This window comes from Kitasatospora sp. NPDC088134 (genome assembly GCF_044741705.1).
In the GTDB taxonomy this organism is placed as follows: Bacteria; Actinomycetota; Actinomycetes; order Streptomycetales; family Streptomycetaceae; genus Kitasatospora.
Map to the genome: position 1 here is coordinate 60,971 of NZ_JBIUTD010000029.1, position 18,759 is coordinate 79,729.

Here is an 18,759-nt window from a genome sequence, read left to right on the forward strand (position 1 = left end):
CGGGTGAACGCCACCCGGGCCGCGGTCACTCCGCCGGCAGATGGTCGACGGTGCCGACCCGGGTGGCGCCGCCGACCTGGCCGTGCCGCCGGGCGGGCGCGCGGCCGGGCGGCTGGGTCGGGCGCTCGGCGCTCGACGCGGCCTTCGCGGTGGGGCGGGAGACCGGCTTGCCGGCCTCGATCCGCAGCGGCTCGTCGTCGTGCAGGATCGGCAGCACGTTGCCGCGCCGCAGCGTGTAGGTGGTGGCGGTGTGGGTGATCTCGACCCGCAGCAGGTGCCCGCGGACCGTCATGGAGAAGCACAGGCGGCGCAGCCCGGCGGGCAGCCGGGGCCGGAAGGACAGCTGCTCGGTGTGGTCGCGCAGGCCGCCGAACCCGGCCACCAGGGCGATGCAGGCCCCGGCCAGCGAGGCCATGTGCAGGCCGTCCCGGGTGTTGCCGCCGAGGTCGTGCAGGTCCATCAGGGCGGCCTCGGCGGTGTAGTCGTAGGCCAGGTCGAGCTGGCCCACCTCGGCCGCCACCACCGCCTGGGTGCAGGCGGACAGCGAGGAGTCACGGACCGTCAGGCGCTCGTAGTAGTCGAAGTTCCGGGCCTTCTGCTCGGCCGTGAAGGCGTCCCCGCGGACCTGCATGGCCAGCACCAGGTCGGCCTGCTTGACCACCTGCTTCCGGTACAGGTCGAAGTACGGGTAGTGCAGCAGCAGCGGGTACTTCTCCGGCGGGGTGGCCTCGAAGTCCCACAGCTGGTGGTCGGTGAACCCGTCGGCCTGCGGGTGGACGCCCAGCTGCGGGTCGTACGGGACGAACATCTTGTCGGCGGCGTCCCGCCAGGCCGCGGCCTCCTCGGTGTCGACGCCGAGCTGCCCGGCCTCGTGCAGGTGCTTCAGCGCGGTGTCCGCCGCGTTCCACAGGTTGGACTGCGCCATCAGGTTGGTGAAGACGTTGTTGTCGGCGACCGCCGAGTACTCGTCGGGGCCGGTGACGCCCTCGATCCGGAAGTTGCCCTTGGCGTCGTGGTGGCCCAGCGAGCGCCACATCCGGGCGGTCTCCACCAGCAGCTCCAGCCCCTGGGTGCGCTCGAACTCGGTGTCGCCGGTGGCCCGGACGTAGCGGACCACGGCGGCCGCGATGTCCGCGCCGATGTGGAACGCCGCCGTCCCGGCCGGCCAGTACCCGGAGCACTCCTCGCCGCGGATCGTCCGCCACGGGAACACCGCGCCCGCCAGGCCGAGTTGGGCCGCCCGCTCGCGGGCCATCGGCAGCGTGGTGTGCCGCCAGCGCAGCGCCTGCTTGACGGCGTCCGGCAGGCAGTAGGTGAGCACCGGCAGCACGAAGGTCTCGGTGTCCCAGAACGAGTGGCCGTCGTAGCCGGGCCCGGTCAGGCCCTTGGCCGGGATCGCCCGCTCCTCGCTCCGGGCGCCCGCCTGCAGCACGTGGAACAGCGCGAAGCGGACCGCCTGCTGGAGCTCGACGTCGCCGTCGATCTCGATGTCGGACTCGCTCCAGAACCGGCCCAGGAACTCCTTCTGCTCGGCGACCAGCCCGTCCCACCCGGTGTACCGGGCCGCGGTCAGCGCCGCCTCCACCTGGTCCCGGACGGCGGGCAGCGACCGGGTCGCCGACCAGCCGTACGCCAGGTACTTGACCAGGCGCAGCTTCTGACCGGCGTTCAGCACCGTGGTCGCGGTGATCCGGGCCTGGTCGTCGGAGGACTCGGCGGTGGTGTCGATCCGCTCCGGCCCGTCGACCACGTGGTCGATCGCGGCGGCCAGCCGCAGTCCGGAGAACCTGGTCCGGTGCACCAGCACGCCCTTGACCCCGTCGGCGTGGTGCAGCTCCGAGGCCAGCGGGGCCTCCAGCACGGCCGCGGCCCGCGGGTCGCCGTCGCCCGCGCCGCCCGGCAGCTGCTCGTTGGCGACCAGCTCGGACTGCAGCACGATCCGCACCGGCCCGTCCACGGCCTCCACCGTGTAGTCGATCGCGCAGACCGCCCGCTGGGTCAGCGACACCAGCCGGGCCGAGGTCACCCGCACCGTCCGCCCCGCCGGGGACGTCCACTCGGCCTCCCGGCGCAGCACGCCGTCCCGGAAGTCCAGGCTGCGGCGGTGGTCGCGCAGCTCGCCGTAGCGCAGGTCGAAGGGCTCGTCGTCGACCAGCAGCCGGACCAGCTTGCCGTTGGTGACGTTGATGACGCTCTGCCCGGACTCCGGGAAGCCGTAGCCGCTCTCCGCGTACGGCAGCGGCCGCAGCTCGAACACGCCGTTCAGGTACGTCCCGGGCAGGCCGTGCGGCTCGCCCTCGTCCAGGTTGCCGCGCAGCCCGATGTGGCCGTTGGACAGGGCGAACACCGACTCCGCCCGGGCCTGCCCGGGCAGGTCCAGGCCGAGCTCGGAGATGCCCCACGGGTCGACGGTGAACGCCTCCGAGGGACTCATGAACCTTCCTCCAGCAGCTCGGACAGGTCGTCCACCACGAGGCTCGCGCCGTGCTCGCGCAGCGCGTCCGCCTGTCCGGTGCGGTTCACGCCCACCACGGCGCCGAAGCCGCCGGCCCGGCCCGCCGCGACGCCCGCCAGCGCGTCCTCGAACACCGCGGCGTGCTCCGGGGCGACGCCCAGCTGCCGGGCCGCCGCCAGGAAGGTGTCGGGCGCGGGCTTGCCCGCCAGGTGGTCGCGGGCGGCGGTCAGCCCGTCCACCACCACCTCGAACAGGTCGTCGATGCCGGCCGCCCGCAGCACGTCCCGGCAGTTCGCGCTGGAGGACACCACCGCGCGCGGCAGGCCCAGTTCGCGCAGCCGCCGCAGGTACGCCACCGAGCCCGGGTACGGCTGCACGCCCTGCTCGTGGATCATCCGCAGCACCGTCTCGTTCTTGGCGCTGGAGAGCCCGTTCACCGTCCGGGCGCCCGGCGGGTCGTCCGGCGTCCCCTCCGGCAGCACGATGCCGCGCGCGGCGAGGAACGACCGGGTGCCGTCCAGCCGGGGCCGGCCGTCCACGTAGCGGTCGTACTCGCAGACCGGGTCGAAGGGCACGAACTCCCCGCCGGTGCGCTCCGCCTCGGCGCGCAGGAAGGTGTCGAACATGTCCTTCCACGCGGCGGCGTGCACCTTGGCGGTCTGCGTCAGCACCCCGTCGAGGTCGAACAGGTAGGCATGGATGCCGTCCGGGAGTCCCCACATGCTGTCAGTCTCACCCGCGCGCGCCGCTCCATGCCGGTCATCCCCGGAACCGGCGCGTCGCACCGCCGACGGGCCGTCAGTCCGCCTCCGCGTGCACCCCCGGATGCGGGTGGCCGTCCAGGACGAACAGCGGCTGCACCCGCCCGCTCTGCGCCCAGTCCTTCAGGCGGACGGCCAGCTCCGCCCAGCGGCCCGCCACCGCCGGGACGGCCGTCGCGGCCCCCGCCGACCAGCCCAGGTGGCGCAGCAGCAGCGAGGTGCGCCGCGGCCCGTCCGGGTGGTCGAAGAAGTCCCAAGTCACCGTCGTCCCGGCCCAGCCGGCCGGCTCGGGGCCGACGCTGCGCCAGGCCACCCGCTCCAGGTCGGCCCGCTCCCGGCGCAGCCGCAGCGGCTGCGCCGCGTCCGGCACCGTGACCAGCAGGTCGGTGCCGTCCCGCTCGACCCCCGTCGACCACCAGGCGGTCAGGCCCTCCCGGGTGTCCAGGGCCGCCAGCAGGCGGCCCGGGGACGCCGCGACGTCGAACTGCAGGGCGATCTCGGCCATCGCACTCACCTCACCCCCACGATCCCGCCGCGCCGGGGGCCGGGCAACCTCGTCAGGTGGTGAGCTCCAGGGTCTGGTGGATCGTGGTCGGGTCGTCCAGCAGCCGCACCAGGGTGTGCGCGACCTCCGCGCGGGAGACCTGGCCGAAGCGGTTCGGCGGCGGCGCCAGGTGCGGGTGCCGCTCGGTCGGGGCGTCGGTCAGCGCGGCGGGCCGCAGCACCGTCCAGTCCAGCGGCCGGTCCTTCACCGCCTCCTCGGCCGCCCACTTGGCCTTCAGGTAGGCGTCGAACTCGGGCGTGAGCTCCGGGTCGCCGATCCGCTCCAGGCCCATCGAGGACACCAGCAGGTAGCGCCGCACCCCGGCCCGCTCGGCGGCGTCCGCCAGCAGCACCGCACCGGCCCGGTCCACCGTCTCCTTGCGGGCCGCCCCGCTGTTCGGGCCCGCGCCCGCCGCGAACACCACCGCGTCCGCGCCCGCCAGGTGCTCCGCCAGCTCCTCGACCGAGACCCGCTCCAGGTCGCAGACCACCGGCCGGGCGCCCACCGCCCGCAGGTCCCCGGACTGCGCCGGGTCGCGGATCAGCCCCGTCACCGAGTCGCCGCGCGCGGAGAGCAGCCCCGAGAGCAGCAGCGCGATCTTGCCGTGTCCACCTGCGATCACCACGTCCATGCCCCCGGACGCTACCCGCGCGACCCGGACGGCGGCCCGAGGCGCGCCCGCCCCGGCCGCTCCGGCTGCGCCGACGGATTCGGGGTAGGAGCGGCAGCAGGCGCACGGTCGGTCGTCCGGCCCGCCGCAGGGTCGCTTTGGACCAGAAGTATGGTTCATTTGAGGCATGAGTTCCTGGGCCACTTTCGGCGGCGACCTGCACCTCGACCTCGACGCGGGGCGCGGCCGCGGCCTGGGCCGGCGGGCCGCCCTGGAGGACGCGCTGCGCACCGCCGTCCGGGACGGCCGGCTCGCGGCCGGTACCCGGCTGCCCTCCTCCCGGGCCCTGGCCGTCGACCTCGGACTGGCCCGCAACACCGTCGCCGAGGCGTACACCCGGCTCACCGCCGAGGGCTGGCTGACCTCCCGGCAGGGCTCCGGCACCGTGGTCGCCGCCCGCGGACCGCAACCCGCGCCCGCCGCCCCGCCGCCGGGCCCGGCACCCGGCCCCGCCGTCCGGCACGACCTCCGGCCCGGCACGCCCGACCTCGGCCGCTTCCCGCGCACCGCCTGGCTGGCCGCCGCCCGCCGGGCGCTGGCCGCCGCCCCGAACGAGGCACTCGGCTACGGCGACCCGCGCGGCCGGATCGAACTGCGCCACGCCCTGGCCGGCCACCTGGCCCGGGTCCGCGGCGTGCGCACCGACCCCGAACGCCTGCTGATCTGCACCGGCTACACCCAGGGCCTCGGCCTGCTCTGCACCGCCCTGCGCGAACAGGGCGCCACCGCCGTCGCCGTCGAGGAGTACGGGCTGCCCCCGCACCACGCCGTGATCGCCTCGCACGGCCTCGCCGTCCGCCCGCTGCCGCTGGACGAGGACGGCGCCGACACGCACCAACTCGACCGCACCGGCGCAGGGTTGGCCGTCCTCACGCCCGCCCACCAGTTCCCCACCGGCGTCCCGCTGCGGGCCGCCCGCCGGGCCGCCGCCGTCGACTGGGCCCGGCGCACCGGCGGCTACCTGCTGGAGGACGACTACGACGGCGAGTTCCGCTACGACCGGCACGCGATCGGCGCCATGCAGGCCCTCGACCCCGAACGGGTCGTCTACGCCGGCACCGCCGCCACGTCGCTCGCCCCCGGCCTGCGGCTCGGCTGGCTCGCGCTGCCCGCCGACCTGGTCGAACCCGTCGCCCGACACAAGCGCCGCGCCGACGGCCAGAGCGGCGCCCTGGAACAGCTCACCCTCGCCGAACTGATCGACTCCGGCGGTTACGACCGGCACGTCCGCCGCAGCCGGCACCTGCTGCGCCGCCGCCGCGACCGCCTGGTCGCCGTCCTCGCCGAACGCGCCCCCGCCGTCCGGGTCACCGGCCTCAACGCCGGCCTGCACGCCGTCCTGGAACTGCCCGCCGACGGCCCCGGCGAGGCCGAACTCCTCGACCGGGCCCGGCGATCGGGCCTCGCCCTGGACACCCTCGGCCGGAGCCTGGCCCCCGGCGCGACACCGTCCCCGGCCCGGCCGCCCGGCCTGGTGATCGGCTACGGCGCCCCGCCCGACCACGCCTTCGAGGCCGCGCTCGACGCGCTCTGCGCGCTGCTCGCACCCTGACGGCGCGTCAGTGGTGCCTGCTTCCCACGAAGAACAGCAGGAACAGGAACCCCACGAACACGTGGCCCGAGACGATGTAGATCCAGACCCTGATCCACACCCGGTTCGAGGCGCGGTAGCCCGCGTCGACGGTCTCCTTGTACTTCGGGACGGCGGCGCGGGCGTGGGCCCGGGGATCGGCGAAGTCGGCCATGGCACGGTCTCCTGACACTGGTGGGGGTGTGGGCTACAGGCGCGGGGCGTCGCCCAGGCACAGGTCGCCGCCCGGGCTCTGCACCAGGGTGTGGACGAAGATCAGGTCCAGGCCGGACGCCGAGTCGGCCGCGATGCAGTGCGGCGTCAACGAGTCGAAGTGCGCCGAGTCGCCCTCGTCGAGCAGGTGGACCCGCTCGCCCAGGGTCAGCCGCATCCGGCCCTTGGTGACGAACAGCCACTCCTCGCCCGGGTGCACCCGCACCACCGCGTCCTGCACGCTCGGCGGCACGTGCACCCGCAGCGCCTGCATGGCCCGGCCCTGGGCACCGGCCCGCCGGTACCCCCAGCCGCCGGCCCGCCCCGGCTCGATCGCCCCGCCCCGGACCACTGGGTCCGGCGCACCGGCCTGCTCCCCGAGCAGCTCCGCCACACTGGTCCCGTACGCCCGGGCCAGCCCCAGCAGCACCGGCAACGAGGGCTGCCGCCGCCCGGTCTCCAACCGCGACAGGTACGCTGGCGAGAGACCGACCCGGGCCGCCGCGGCCTCCAGCGTCAACCTGCTGGAACCCCGCCGCTCCCGCAGCCGCGCACCGAGGCCCGCGACCTCCTGCTCCGCACCGAGTGGGCTTTCCGTCATGAGGCCCAGTCCACACCCTCCCTGCCCCAGCGGCAACAAACTTGCCTCCCTGGCAAACCCCCCACGGCCCCCGCCACCACCCACGCCCAGGGCCACACCCGGCCGTGCGGCCTTCGGTGTGCTCTGTGCGGCTGCGCTGCTGTGCGGCCTTCGGCGTGTTCTGTGCGGCTGCGCTGCTGTGCGGCCTTCGGCGTGTTCTGTGCGGCTGCGCCGCTGTGCGGCCTTCGGCGTGCTTCTCTTCTGCTTGCTTCTCTGCCTTGCCTCCGGCTCTGCTCGTGCCGTCGGTGCCGGCCGGCGAGGCTCTCAGGGGCGGGGGAGGTTGCGGAGGTTGGAGCGGGCCAGGTCGAGCATCTTGCCGACGCCGCCGCTGAGGACGGTCTTTCCGGCGGCGAGGGCGAAGCCCTTGAGCTGGGCGGCGGTGATGTGCGGGGGGATGGAGAGGGCGTTGGGGTCGGTGACCACGTCGAGAAGGGCGGGGCCGGGGCGCTCCAGGGCTTCGGTGAGGGCGGTGCGGAGCTGGTCGGGGTCGGTGATGCGCTTCGCGGGGATGCCGCAGGCGCGGGCGATCGCGGCGTAGTCGACGTCGCCGTTGTCGATCTCGGACTCGGGGTAGCCGGAGACCAGCATCTCCAGCTTGATCATCCCGAGCGCCCCGTTGTTGAACACCACCGTCTTCACCGGCAGCCGGTACTTCGCCACGGTGAGGAGTTCACCGAGCAGCATCCCGATCCCGCCGTCCCCGGAGAGCGACACCACCTGCCGCCCGGGGAAGGCGAGTTGGGCACCGATCGCGTGCGGCAGCGCGTTCGCCATCGAGCCGTGCAGGAAGGAGCCGATCACCCGGCGCCGCCCGTTGGGGGTGAGGTAGCGGGCGGCCCAGACGTTGCACATGCCGGTGTCGACGGTGAAGACGGCGTCGTCCGCGGCGACCTCGTCGAGCGTCGCGGCCACGTACTCGGGGTGGATCGGCCGGTGCCGGCCGATGTCCTTGGTGTAGGCCCCGACCACCGTCTCCAGCGCCTTGCAGTGCCGGGCGAGCAGGCCGTCCAGGAAGCTCCGGTCGGTCTTCTGCTCCAGCAGCGGGAGCACCGCCCGCAGGGTGGCCGCGACGTCGCCGTGCACGGCGAGCTCCAGCGGGGTGCGGCGGCCGAGCCGGGTCGCGTCGTGGTCGACCTGCACGGTGCGGGCCTGCGGGAGGAAGGAGTCGTACGGGAAGTCGGTGCCCAGCAGCAGCACCAACTCGGCTTCGTGCAGGGCCTCGTGGCAGGCGCCGTAGCCGAGCAGGCCGCTCATCCCGACGTCGAAGGGGTTGTCGTACTGCACCCACTCCTTGCCGCGCAGCGAGTGCCCGATCGGGGCGTTCAGGGTGCCGGCCAGCCGCATCAGCTCCTCGTGCGCGCCCCGGACGCCGGCCCCGGCGAAGACCGTCACGGTGCGGGCCCGGTTCAGCGCCTCGGCGAGGGCCTGCACCTGGGACCACGGCGGGGCGGCCACCGCCCGCTCGGTGAGCAGGGCGCTGCGGCCGGTCGGCCCGGCGGCCGGGAGCGCGGCGACGTCGCCGGGGAAGACCAGCACCGCGACGCCCGGCGCGCCCAGCGCGTGCTGGATGCCGATCCGCAGCAGCCGGGGCAGCTGGGCCGGGTTGGTGAGCGTCTCGCACCAGCCGCTGCAGTCGGTGAACACCCGCTCCGGGTGCGTCTCCTGGAAGAAGCCGGTGCCGATCTGCGCGGACGGGATGTGCGAGGCCAGCGCCAGTACCGGGACGCCGCTGCGCTGCGCGTCGTACAGGCCCTGGATCAGGTGGGTGTTGCCGGGGCCGCAGCTGCCCGCGCAGACGGCGAGCCGGCCGGTCAGCTCGGCCTCGGCGGCGGCCGCGAAGGCCCCGGCCTCCTCGTTCCGGACGTGCACCCAGGAGATGCCCTCGGTGCGGCGGATGGCGTCCACCACCGGGTTCAGGCTGTCGCCCACCACCCCGTAGACCCGCTCGACCCCGGCCTCCCGGAGGACCGCCACCAGCTGGTCGGCCACGCTGCCCACAGGACCACCTCATGCCACGACGCACCACCACCGGACCGGACATGACGCACCATATCGGGCGCAAAGGGGCAACGGGCCGACCGCCTCGCTACAGCGCGGAGCCGAGCGTCTCGCAGGCGCCGGTGGTGGAGTCGACCAGCGGACCGGCCACCGGGTACTGGGCGAGGTCGCGGTGGCAGAGCTCGGTGGTGGTGGGCAGCGGGCCCTGGTAGCCGGTGTCCAGGCCCTGGGCCTGGCCGAGGCCGCCGGCCTGGGCGAGCGGGGTGGCGGAGGCGGGCGCGGCGGCGAGGGCCAGCCCGGCCACCGAGAGGGCGGCGAGCGCGGTGAACTTCTTCATGGCAGGTGCAACGAGCGTCGCCCCCGCCCGGTCACGTCGCCCCGCCCGGTCACGTCCACCAGAGCGGGGCGACGCCGCCCGAGGGCCCGTCAGGAGGTGCGCACCGGCAGGGTGCTGATGCCGTTGCTGACGAAGGAGGCGATCGGCTTCGGCTCCGCGCCCTCGGCGAACCGCAGGCCGGGGAAGCGGGTGAACAGCTCGCGCAGCGCCGTCTCGGCCTCCAGCCGGGCCAGCGAGGAGCCGATGCAGAAGTGCGGCCCGTGGCCCAGCGAGAGGTGCCGGGCGTCCCGGGTCAGGTCGAAGCGGTCCGCCTCGGGGTAGTGGTTCGCGTCCCGCCCGGCCGCCGCGTACGAGGCCAGCAGGGCGTCGCCGGCCGGGATCACCACGTCGCCGACCGCGATGTCCTCGGTGGCGTAGCGCATCGGGAACTGGCCGACGGGGCTGTCCCAGCGCAGCGTCTCCTCGACCACCGCGGACCAGCCGACCGTGCCGTCCAGCACCAGCGCCAGCTGCTCGGGGTGGGTGAGCAGGGCCCGGACGGCGTTGCAGATCAGGTTGAGGGTGGTCTCGTGGCCCGCCACCACCAGCTGCATCAGGATGCCGATCAGCTCCGGCTCGCTCAGCCGGTCCTGCTCCTCGCGGGCGGCGATCAGCGCGGTGGTCAGGTCCTCGCCGGGCTCGGCCCGCTTCGCGGCGGCCAGCCCGGCCAGCAGGCCGGCCAGGTCGCGGGCGGCGACGGCGCCCGCGCCGGGCGTGGCGGAGGAGCTGACCAGGGTGTTCGACAGCTCGTGCAGCCGGTCCTTCTCCAGGTCGCCCAGGCCGAGCAGTTCGCCGATCACGTACATCGGCAGCGGGAGCGCGAACTCCCGGCGCAGGTCCAGCTCGCCGTCCCGTTCGCCGTCCCACCCGGCCATCGCGTCCAGCAGCTCGCCGACCCGCCGCTCGATCGCCGGGGCCAGCGCGGCCACCCGGCGCGGGGTGAGGGCCTGCGAGACCAGGCCGCGCAGCCGCCGGTGGTCGCCGCCGTCGGCGGTGGTCATCCCGGGGATGGTGATGAAGGTCATCAGCGGCCAGCCCTCGGGCAGCCGGTCCTCCCGGAACAGCCGCCAGTGCTCGGCGCCCTTGGCCACCCGCGGGTCGGTGAGCAGCTGCTGCAGCGTGTCGTGGTGGGTTATCGCCCAGACCACCACGCCGCCAGGGAGCTCGACCGGCGTCGCCGGGCCGAGCGCGCGGAGCCGTCGGTTCTCGGCGTGCTGGTCCCCGCCGAGGGGGTCGAGTCTGTGGGGGACGGGCGCTGCGGTGCGGTCCATGGGGTCCTCTCGGGTTCGGTGCGGGTCGGTACGAAGGCGCTGTACAGCACCGGGAGGCTGACCAGGGCACGCGACCAGGGTGACTGGCGCCAGGTCAACTCGTTCGCCGGGACGGCCAGTTGGAGGTCGGGGAGGCAGTGCAGCAGGGTCTCGATCGCGGTCTCGACGATCAGCCGGGCCGGGTCCTGGGCCGGGCAGACGTGCGGACCCGAGCCCCAGGCCAGGTGGGCCCGGTTGCCGGCGATGCCCCCGGGCCCGTGCACCGCCGGATCGTCGTTGGCCGCGGCCAGGCCCTGCACCAGCATGTCGCCGGCGCTGATGTACTGGCCGCCCAGCACGGTGTCCGAGACCGCCCACCGGCCGGGGAAGTTCTGCACCGGCGGGTCCCGCCACAGCACCTCGTCCAGCGCGTCCGCCACGGTGGCCCGGCCGCCGGTCAGGGTGGTGCGGAACCGGCGGTCGGTCAGCAGCAGCCGCACCGTGTTGCCGATCCAGTTGATGCACGGCTCGTTGCCCGCCACCAGGATCACCATCAGGTGGTGCACCACCTCCTCGTCGGTCAGCCCGACGGGGTGGCCGAGCAGCCAGGACACCAGGTCCTGGCCCGGCTCGGAACGCCGCCGCCGGACCAGCTCGGCGAGCAGGGCGAAGAACTCGGCGGCGGCCCGGTGCGAGTCCGACCCGGAGTCCACCAGCGCGGTGATCAGCTGCACCAGGTGCGGGCCGTCCTCCGGCGGCAGGCCGAGCAGCCGGGTGAAGACCAGCAGCGGCAGCTGCCGGGTGAACTGGGCGACCAGGTCCGCGGTGCCGTCCGGCCCCCAGCTCCCGATCAGCGCCAGCGCGGCGGCCTCGGTGGTCTCCCGCAGCTCCCGGTGGTCGATCCGGGCCAGCGTGTCGGCCACCGCCGTGCTCAGCCGCTGGTGCTCGGCGCCGTCCATGCTCTGCAGGGTCGGCCGCCACATCACCATCGGCACCAGGTGCGAGTCCGGCCGCAGCCGGCCCTCCCGCAGCACCCGCCAGCGCCGCGAGTCCTTGGAGAACTGCTGCTCGTTGCGGGTCAGTTCGAGCAGCTCCTGGTAGCCCAGCACCAGCCAGGCCTCCGCGCCCGGCTCCAGCTCGATCGGCGCCACCGGCCCGTGCTCGGCCCGCAGCCGGGCGTACAGGCCGTGCGGGTCCTCGGCCACCGCCGGGCCGTACAGCGCGGCGCCCGCCGGGCGGGTGTACGGGCAACCCGGGGCCGCGGCCTGCTCGGGGACGGTCATGACAGCTCCAGGGCGCCGGTGTACAGGTGGTCCACGAAGTCGACCAGCAGCCGGTGCGCGGCGTCCGGGTCGCGCACGTCGCAGGACAGGATCGGCACCGTGGGCAGCAGGTCGAGCGCCACCCGCAGCTCCTCCTCCGGGTGCGCCGGAGTGTCCGGGAAGACGTTGACCGCCACCGCGAACGGGATCCGCCGCTCCTCCAGCAGCCCCAGCACGTCGAAGCACTCCTCGATCCGGCGGGTGTCCACCAGCGCGATCGCCCCCAGCGCCCCGCGCGACAGGTCCTCCCACAGCGGCCAGAACCGCTGCTGGCCCGGCGTGCCGAACAGGTACAGCGCCAGCTGCTCGGACAGCGTGATCCGCCCGAAGTCCAGCGCCACCGTGGTCGTGCTCTTCAGTGGACGGCCCGTCAGGTCGTCCACCCCCGCGCCCGCCTCGGTCATCGTCTCCTCGGTGCGCAGCGGCGCGATCTCGCTCAACGAGCCGACCAGCGTCGTCTTCCCGACCCCGAACGGGCCGGTCACCAGGATCTTCACCGCCCCCTGGACGGTGTCCGGCAGGTACGCGGGTTCAACGGAGCTGGCGGAGGCCAACGAGCACCTCCTCCAGCAGTCCGGCCGGGGCGCGCTCGGCCGGCCGCACCGGCGGCAGCACCTGAACGGCCCCGAGCTCCCACAGATCGCCGACCAGCACCTTCGACACGCTGATCGGCAGGCCCAGGTGGGCCGCCACCTCGGCCACCGACAGCAGCTCCCGGCACAGCACCAGGATCGTCCGCTGCTCGCGGTTGACCGTCACCGGGTCCACCCCGGCCCCCGGCACCGTCCGCACCAGGCTCTCGAACTCCAGCGCCCCCCGCCCCGCCCGGCTGCGCCCCCCGGTGATGACGTACGGCCGGACCGGCCCGCGGCTCACCGCAGGTCCCCCGCCCCGGCGGCCTCCTGCCGGGGCGCGACGCCCAGGTGGCTGCCGATCCGCCCGACCAGGGTCTGCATCTGGTACGCCACCAGGCCCGCGTCCACCGTCTCGCCCGCCACCACCGCCAGGTGGGTGCCCGCGCCGGCCGCCACCACGAACAGGTAGCCGCCGCCGTACTCGATCACGATCTGCCGGGTCGTGCCGTCGCCGAACCCGCTCGCCACCCCCCGGGACAGCGACTGCAGCCCGGAGCAGGCGGCGGCCAGCCGCTCGGCATCGTCCCGGCCGATCCCGGGGCTGCGGCCCATCTCCAGACCGTCGTTGGACACCACGACGGCGTGCTGGACCTCCGGGACGGAGACGATCTCCGCCAGCATCCAGCCGAGATCAGGGTTGGTGGTCATGGGAGTCTCCCGAGCGCTGGGGCAGTTGGGGGGAAGCGGGGAAAGCGTCCGGCCGGGCCGCCGAGCGGCCTTCGGCGGTGCCGGACTGGAACAGCGACATGAACGCCTGCGCCTGGCGCGCCGAACGCGCCGGCGCCGCCTGCTCCTGGGCCGGGAAGGAGCTCCGCGGGGCGTCGCCCCGGCGGTTCACCCGCCGGGGCAGGCCGCCGCCCTGCGAGGGCACGGCGGCCGCCGGCCCGGCCGGGGGGAAGGCCCGGGGGGCGGCCGGCCGGTCGGTCGGACGGGGGGCCGGCCGGTCGGTCTGACGGTCGGTCGGCCGGGTGGTCGGCCGGGCGGACGGTCCGGCGGCGGGGGCCGCCGGGAACGCCGCCGGGAACGCGGCGCCCACCGTCAGCGGCTCGGCCAGCAGCGCCGACGGCAGCAGCACCACCACCCGCACCCCGCCGTACGGGGACGGCGCGGAGTGCACGGTGACCCGGAAGCCGTACTGCCGGGCCAGCAGACCGACCGCGGCCAGGCCCAGCTGCGGGACCTCGCCGATCCGGGAGACCTCCAGCGCGCCGTCGCCGGCCAGCGCCGCCGCCGCCTTGGCCACCGTGCTCGCGGTCATGCCGACGCCGCAGTCGTCGATCTCGATCACCGCGCCGTTGTGCACCGGCAGCAGCGACACGTACACCTGCGAGCTGGGCGGCGAGTAGCGGGTCGCGTTGTCCAGCAGCTCGGCCACCGCGTGGATCAGCGCCTCGGCGGCCGCGCCGAGCACCGCGGTCTCCAGCCGGCTGCTCACCACCACCCGCTGGAACGGCATGATCCGGGACTGCGCGCCGCGCACCACGTCCTCCAGCGCGACCGGCTCCGGCCAGTGCCGGCCGGCCCGGGAGCCGCACAGCACCGCCAGGGTCTGCGCCAGCCGGGCCTGCTGGGCGGCGGCGTGGTCGGCCCGCAGCAGGCCCTCCAGCAGCACCGGGTCGTCGTGGGTGCGCTCCATCTCGTCCAGCCCGGCCTGCTGGTCGTGCGCCATCACCAGGATGCGGCGGGCCACGGTCAGGAAGGCCCGCCGGGTCGCGGCGTTGATCTCCTGCTCGCGCCGGACCACCTCCACCCCGGCCTGCCGGTCGGCCAGTTCGGCCGCCAGCTCGGCCCGGACCCCGGCCAGTTCGCCCTCGGCGGCGGCCAGCCGGCCGCGCAGGGTGCGAGTGACGGCCCGGTACCGGGCGGCGGCCCCGAGGGCGAGGAGGGCGAGCAAAGCGACTGCTGCCAAGCACCATTGAGTGGTCGTCACGCGCGAATTCTAGGGCGGAGATACTACTGGCGGATGAACGGAACGACCGTTTGCTGCTCAGATCACGTCAAGGTCGGGCGTGGATCGCGCCGACCGGTGCAACAGCAGCAACGCCACGTCGTCCGGCCGGACTTCGCGCTCCGCCAGGTCCGGCGCCAGCCGACCGGCCAGCCGCTCCAGCGCCCCCGGCCGCCCCAGCCGCTCCGCCCCGCCCGCCTCCGCCGTCCACCGCCGCAGCCCGTCCAACAGCCGCCGCACCGACGCGTCGTAGTCCTCGCCCCTGGTCTCCACCAGACCGTCCGTGTACGCCAGCAGCGTCTCGCCGCGCTCCAACCGGGCCGTCGCCGACGGGTAGCGGGCCTCCGGCAGCACCCCCAGCGGCGGGCCGCCCGGCAGCTCCAGCTCGACCGCCCCGCCCGGGCCGATCCGCACCGGCTGCGGATGCCCCGCCCGGGCCGCCCGCAGCACCCCCGTCGCCGGGTCCAGCACCACGTACAGGCAGGTGGCGAACAGCTCGGTCTCCATCCGGGACAGCAGCCGGCCGGTCCGCTCCAGGGTCGCCGCCGGATCGCCGTCGCCGTCCGTTGCGTACGCCCACAGCCCCGAGCGCAGCTGCCCCATCACCGCGGTCGCCTCCGCGTGGTGGCCCTGCACGTCCCCGATCACCAGCCCGACCCGGCCACCCGACAGCCGCAGCAGGTCGTACCAGTCGCCGCCGACCTGCATCCCCTCGGTCGACGGCAGGTAGCGCGCCGCCGAGACGATCGACGGCAGCACCGGCAGCGAGCGCGGCAGCATCGCCCGCTGCAGCTCACCGGCCCGCTCGTGGTGCACGTCGTACAGCCGGGCCCGCTCCAGCGACTGCGCCAGGATGCCCGCGAACGCCGAGAACGTCGTCCGGTCCCCGGCGTCGAAGCCGCGCCCGTCGGCGAAGGTGAACAGGCAGGAGCCGACCTGGCGGCCCGAGGCCACCAGCGGCAGCACCGTCCAGGCCGGCGGCGCGTCCGGGCCGGGGCCGCCCCGGCCCGGCTCGCTGAACAGCGGCGTCGCCCGGGCCGCGTGCTCCGCCGCCCCGTCGGACTTGTCCGCCCCGGACCGGCCGCCCCGGGACACCGGGGCCATCGGCAGCAGCCGTTCCTCGTCCACCAGGTCCAGCACCACCCCGGACGCGCCCAGGGCCGGCCGGACCACGTCGGTCAGCGCCGCCGTCACCTCGCGCACCGTCACCGCCCGGGTCAGCGCTCGGGTCAGCGCCAGCAGCAGGGTGGAGCGCGCGCCCTCCCCGGTCGGCCCCGGCGGCGGACCCGGCCGCCACTCCCGCCCGGTCAGCAGCCCCGTCGCCCGCACCGGCCGCCGGTCCCCGTCCAGCACCACCTCGCCGGCCTCGTCCACCAGGACCACCGACCCGTCCGGCCGCACCGCCCGGTACGACAGCCGGTACGGGCCGCCGGCCGCCAGCGCCTCCGCCAGCCCCGCCCGCAGCTCCGCCAGGTCCTCCGGGTGCACCACCGACACCGGCTCCGGCGCCCGGCCGTCCGGCCCCGGCACCCGGCCGACCACCCGGTGCGCCTGCGCGTCCCACCGGGTCTCGCCGCCGACCAGGTCCCGCACGAACGTCCCCGCCCCGGCGGCGCGCACCGCCGCCGACAGCAACCGGCGCTCCTCGTCGGACGGTCCACCGCCCGCCGGCGCTGCGCCGGCTCGATCGCTGAGCCGTGCCAGCCGGTGCGCGGCCACCTCGGCCAGCGACTCCAGCAGCTCGACGTCCCCGCGCGGGACGGTGCCCCCGGGCGCCGGGGCGAGCGTCAGCGACCCCAGCGGGAAGCCGTCCGCCACCAGCGGCAGCACGACGGACGCGGCCCCGCCGGCACCCGGGCCGTCCGTCAGCACCGGCTTCCGCCGCCGCAGCGCCAGTGCCGCGGGCAGCTCCCCGGCCGGATCGATCACCCCGGCCGGATCGATCGCCCCGGTCCCGGCCCGCGCCCGGTCGGGCGGTTCGGGCCCGGCGGCCGGTCGCAGCATCCCCGCGGCGTCCAGCAGGTGCAGCGCGGAGCCCGCGCCGGTGATCCAGGCCGGGCCCTCGGCCAGCAGCGCCGCCAGCACCCCCGCCGGATCGGACGCCCGCAACAGGGCGCGCACACAACGCAGTTCGGCCCGGCCGACGGCACGGGGCGAGCTCTGGTCCATGGACAGCGCCCGGCCCTTCCGCTCGACGTCCCGGTGCCGACCATCTTATGGACGCACCGGGCGGACGGGCGGTTTCCCGACACGTGGTGATTCGACCGTTTCGCCCCGGCCCGGCGCGGCACCACCACTGCGGCAAGCCGACGCGGCGCCACCGGTGAGGGCCCCCGCCCTACTGGCCGTCGACCTCGCCGTAGCCCGGCTGGCACCCGGCCGCCACCGGCCGCCGGGACCGGAACGACCAGGCCACCACGACCCCCCGGGCCACCGCGGCCGCCAACCCCGGCCCCCCGGCCCGGCCCCGGTGCGGGCGCACCGCCGGAGCGGGCCGCCCGGGCGCCCGCCGCCGGGTCGGCGCCAGTACGGTCCCGGGCGCGATGTACTGGATCGGCTGCGTCATTGCCCTGTCCTCCGTGCTCGTCGGTCCTCGTCGGTCGGACCCGTACGGGGCCTCCGAGCGATATGACCGCCCGACCGGTGCGCGGCGTTACGCGGAGCCGGGAACGAACTCCTGACGGGCCGTCAGGCCTGCGGGGTCTGCGCCACCGTCTCCGCGAAGTCCTCGCCGATCGGCAGGTCGGGGGCGGACGCGGCGTCCTTGAGCGGGCCGCCGCCGCCGCCGATCTGCTCGGGGGCGGCGTGGGCGGCGCTGGGCGCGGTCAGCGAGGCGACCACGCCGACGGCCAGGGAGGCAAAGGCGAGCATGCTGCGCTTCTTCATACCGGGTAGAACGCGGCACCCCGGCCGGAGGTCACGGGGCCTTCGCGCCCGGCCATCCGGCGAAGCCCTCGACCAGCACCCCGGTCAGCCGCTCCAGCGTGGTGTCGGTGCCCTCGGCGAGCTGGAACGCCCCCGCCGTGGTCAACGAGGCGTACCCGTGGGCCACCGCCCGCAGGGTCCGCACCGCGTGCACCGCCTCCGAACCCTCCAGCCCGTACCCGCGCAGCACCGCGAACAGCACCCGCACCAACCGCTCGGCGGCGGCCTGCAGTTCGGCGTCCGGCTCGGGCGCCTGCGGCAGTGCCGCGTAGCGCCGCGGGTACGTCAGGGCGTAGTCGGCGTAGGCGGCCAGCAGCGCCCGGACCGCCTCGTCCCGGGCCAGGCCGAGGACGGCCGCCGCCAGGTGCTCGGTCAGCTCCTCGGTGGTGCGGACGGCGATCAGCCGGCGCAGTTCGGGCAGGCCGCCGCTGACGTGCTTGTACAGCGAGGGGGTGGCCACCCCGGCCCGGGCGGCGACCGCGGCCAGGGTGAGGGCGGACTGCCCCTGGGCGTCGACCAGTTCGAGGGCGTGGTCCACCACGGCGGCGGTGGAGAGTCCGGCGCGGGGCATCAGCGGGCGTCCTGGTTCGGCTCGTTCGGTGCGTCGGCCAGGTCCGCCAGGAAGGGCAGCAGGGCGTCGGCGACCGCCTGCGGGTGGCTGGCCATCGGGTAGTGGCCGGCGTTCCCGATCATCACCTTGCGGCCGCGCAGCGCGGTGGCCTGCCGGTCCGCGATCAGCTCGGGCTTCGGGAAGTCGGGGTCCTTGTCGCCCATCAGCACCAGCGCCGGGACGTCCACCGCCGCGCACCAGCCGACCGGCGCCGAGTCGCCGCCCAGGTAACCGCGCAGGGCGGCCTTCCGGGCGGGCTCGCGGAGCATCGCGGACAGCTCGGCCCGGTAGGCGTCGAAGTCGGCCGGGCGCTCGGTCGGGTAGTAGAACTTCTGCAGCGCGCCCCACAGGCCGGGGAAGGTCGCCACCAGCGGGCCGACCAGGCCGAACAGGGCCTTCTGGAAGCCGTTCAGCGGCAGGTTCTCGATGAAGGCGTCGATCAGCACCACACCGCCGGTCCGCTCGGGGGCCAGCTCGGCGGCCCGGACCACGGTGGCGCCGGTGTAGGAGTTGCCGACCAGCACCGCGCCGCGCAGGTCGAGGTGGGCGAGCAGGGCGACCAGGTCCTCGGCGATCGCGGCGGGGGAGTAGTCGTCGAACCCGGTCGAGGACTCGCCGAGGCCGCGCAGGTCCATGGTGACCACCCGGTGGCCCGCGGCGGTCAGCAGCGGGGCGAGGTGCCGGTACGCGGAGCGCTTGTCGAGCATGCCGGGCAGCAGCACCACCGGGACGCCGGCGCCGGGGGCGTCGTCGTAGGCGATCCGGCCGCCGGTGACGTCGAGGTACCGGGTGGTGGTGCCGAGGGTGCTGTTCATCGCGGGCCTCCTGGGCGGGCGTCCGGC

The 18,759-nt window shown here is 75.6% G+C and carries 20 protein-coding genes; 1 reads left to right on the forward strand and 19 read right to left on the reverse strand.

What is annotated here, in order from left to right:
* Positions 1-25: 25 nt before the first annotated feature.
* The 4 genes from ACIOHG_RS31860 to ACIOHG_RS31875 all read right to left on the reverse strand — a co-directional run bounded on the left by ACIOHG_RS31860 (position 26) and on the right by ACIOHG_RS31875 (position 4,391).
* Complete coding sequence (locus tag ACIOHG_RS31860; RefSeq protein WP_400955775.1) at positions 26-2,434, reverse strand: glycoside hydrolase family 65 protein; 2,409 nt, start codon at positions 2,432-2,434, stop codon at positions 26-28.
* A complete protein-coding gene (locus ACIOHG_RS31865; RefSeq protein WP_400955777.1) occupies positions 2,431-3,177 on the reverse strand; it encodes an HAD family hydrolase in 747 nt (248 codons plus the stop codon). The genes ACIOHG_RS31860 and ACIOHG_RS31865 overlap by 4 nt, the downstream gene beginning before the upstream one ends.
* A 76-nt stretch (positions 3,178-3,253) precedes the next feature.
* On the reverse strand, positions 3,254-3,721 hold the full coding sequence (locus ACIOHG_RS31870; protein ID WP_400955778.1) for an SRPBCC domain-containing protein: 468 nt from the start codon (positions 3,719-3,721) through the stop codon (positions 3,254-3,256).
* Between the two features lie 52 nt (positions 3,722-3,773).
* Positions 3,774-4,391 carry an SDR family oxidoreductase gene (locus tag ACIOHG_RS31875; protein ID WP_400955779.1) on the reverse strand — a complete coding sequence of 206 codons (618 nt, stop codon included), beginning with the start codon at positions 4,389-4,391 and terminating at the stop codon, positions 3,774-3,776.
* A 166-nt stretch (positions 4,392-4,557) separates the two neighbouring features.
* Here ACIOHG_RS31875 and ACIOHG_RS31880 point away from each other — a divergent pair, with 166 nt between their 5' ends.
* Entirely contained in the window at positions 4,558-5,982 is a 1,425-nt protein-coding gene (locus ACIOHG_RS31880) for a PLP-dependent aminotransferase family protein (RefSeq protein WP_400955780.1), read from the forward strand.
* 7 nt (positions 5,983-5,989) lie between these two features.
* On the opposite strand, the gene ACIOHG_RS31885 is transcribed toward ACIOHG_RS31880, so the two are convergent.
* The 15 genes from ACIOHG_RS31885 to ACIOHG_RS31955 all read right to left on the reverse strand — a co-directional run bounded on the left by ACIOHG_RS31885 (position 5,990) and on the right by ACIOHG_RS31955 (position 18,732).
* Positions 5,990-6,175 carry a DUF6126 family protein gene (locus ACIOHG_RS31885; protein ID WP_400955781.1) on the reverse strand — a complete coding sequence of 62 codons (186 nt, stop codon included), beginning with the start codon at positions 6,173-6,175 and terminating at the stop codon, positions 5,990-5,992.
* A gap of 33 nt (positions 6,176-6,208) precedes the next feature.
* Positions 6,209-6,814 (reverse strand): helix-turn-helix domain-containing protein, encoded by a 606-nt coding sequence (locus tag ACIOHG_RS31890; RefSeq protein WP_400955783.1) that lies wholly within the window; start codon positions 6,812-6,814, stop codon positions 6,209-6,211.
* 303 nt (positions 6,815-7,117) lie between these two features.
* Complete coding sequence (locus tag ACIOHG_RS31895) at positions 7,118-8,851, reverse strand: pyruvate dehydrogenase (protein ID WP_400955785.1); 1,734 nt, start codon at positions 8,849-8,851, stop codon at positions 7,118-7,120.
* Positions 8,852-8,939: 88 nt separating this feature from the next.
* Positions 8,940-9,188, reverse strand: coding sequence for a hypothetical protein (locus tag ACIOHG_RS31900; protein ID WP_400955786.1), 249 nt, complete (start codon positions 9,186-9,188; stop codon positions 8,940-8,942).
* Between the two features lie 89 nt (positions 9,189-9,277).
* Positions 9,278-10,375 carry a cytochrome P450 gene (locus ACIOHG_RS31905; protein ID WP_400955787.1) on the reverse strand — a complete coding sequence of 366 codons (1,098 nt, stop codon included), beginning with the start codon at positions 10,373-10,375 and terminating at the stop codon, positions 9,278-9,280.
* On the reverse strand, positions 10,360-11,760 hold the full coding sequence (locus ACIOHG_RS31910) for a cytochrome P450 (protein WP_400955789.1): 1,401 nt from the start codon (positions 11,758-11,760) through the stop codon (positions 10,360-10,362). The genes ACIOHG_RS31905 and ACIOHG_RS31910 overlap by 16 nt, the downstream gene beginning before the upstream one ends.
* Complete coding sequence (locus ACIOHG_RS31915) at positions 11,757-12,353, reverse strand: GTP-binding protein (RefSeq protein ID WP_400955790.1); 597 nt, start codon at positions 12,351-12,353, stop codon at positions 11,757-11,759. Before ACIOHG_RS31915 ends, ACIOHG_RS31910 begins: the two co-directional genes overlap by 4 nt.
* Complete coding sequence (locus tag ACIOHG_RS31920; RefSeq protein ID WP_400955792.1) at positions 12,331-12,675, reverse strand: DUF742 domain-containing protein; 345 nt, start codon at positions 12,673-12,675, stop codon at positions 12,331-12,333. Before ACIOHG_RS31920 ends, ACIOHG_RS31915 begins: the two co-directional genes overlap by 23 nt.
* Complete coding sequence (locus tag ACIOHG_RS31925) at positions 12,672-13,082, reverse strand: roadblock/LC7 domain-containing protein (RefSeq protein ID WP_400955794.1); 411 nt, start codon at positions 13,080-13,082, stop codon at positions 12,672-12,674. Before ACIOHG_RS31925 ends, ACIOHG_RS31920 begins: the two co-directional genes overlap by 4 nt.
* Positions 13,066-14,364, reverse strand: a complete 1,299-nt coding sequence (locus tag ACIOHG_RS31930) for a sensor histidine kinase (RefSeq protein WP_400955796.1) — start codon at positions 14,362-14,364, stop codon at positions 13,066-13,068. The genes ACIOHG_RS31925 and ACIOHG_RS31930 overlap by 17 nt, the downstream gene beginning before the upstream one ends.
* A gap of 57 nt (positions 14,365-14,421) precedes the next feature.
* The gene (locus ACIOHG_RS31935; RefSeq protein WP_400955797.1) at positions 14,422-16,551 is read right to left on the reverse strand and encodes a SpoIIE family protein phosphatase; all 2,130 of its coding nucleotides are present in this window, start codon (positions 16,549-16,551) and stop codon (positions 14,422-14,424) included.
* 169 nt (positions 16,552-16,720) lie between these two features.
* On the reverse strand, positions 16,721-16,948 hold the full coding sequence (locus ACIOHG_RS31940) for a hypothetical protein (RefSeq protein WP_400955798.1): 228 nt from the start codon (positions 16,946-16,948) through the stop codon (positions 16,721-16,723).
* A 122-nt stretch (positions 16,949-17,070) separates the two neighbouring features.
* Positions 17,071-17,268 (reverse strand): hypothetical protein, encoded by a 198-nt coding sequence (locus ACIOHG_RS31945; protein ID WP_400955799.1) that lies wholly within the window; start codon positions 17,266-17,268, stop codon positions 17,071-17,073.
* Between the two features lie 31 nt (positions 17,269-17,299).
* Complete coding sequence (locus ACIOHG_RS31950) at positions 17,300-17,878, reverse strand: TetR-like C-terminal domain-containing protein (protein WP_400955800.1); 579 nt, start codon at positions 17,876-17,878, stop codon at positions 17,300-17,302.
* Positions 17,878-18,732, reverse strand: a complete 855-nt coding sequence (locus ACIOHG_RS31955) for an alpha/beta fold hydrolase (RefSeq protein WP_400955801.1) — start codon at positions 18,730-18,732, stop codon at positions 17,878-17,880. Before ACIOHG_RS31955 ends, ACIOHG_RS31950 begins: the two co-directional genes overlap by 1 nt.
* Between the last annotated feature and the right edge of the window lie 27 nt (positions 18,733-18,759).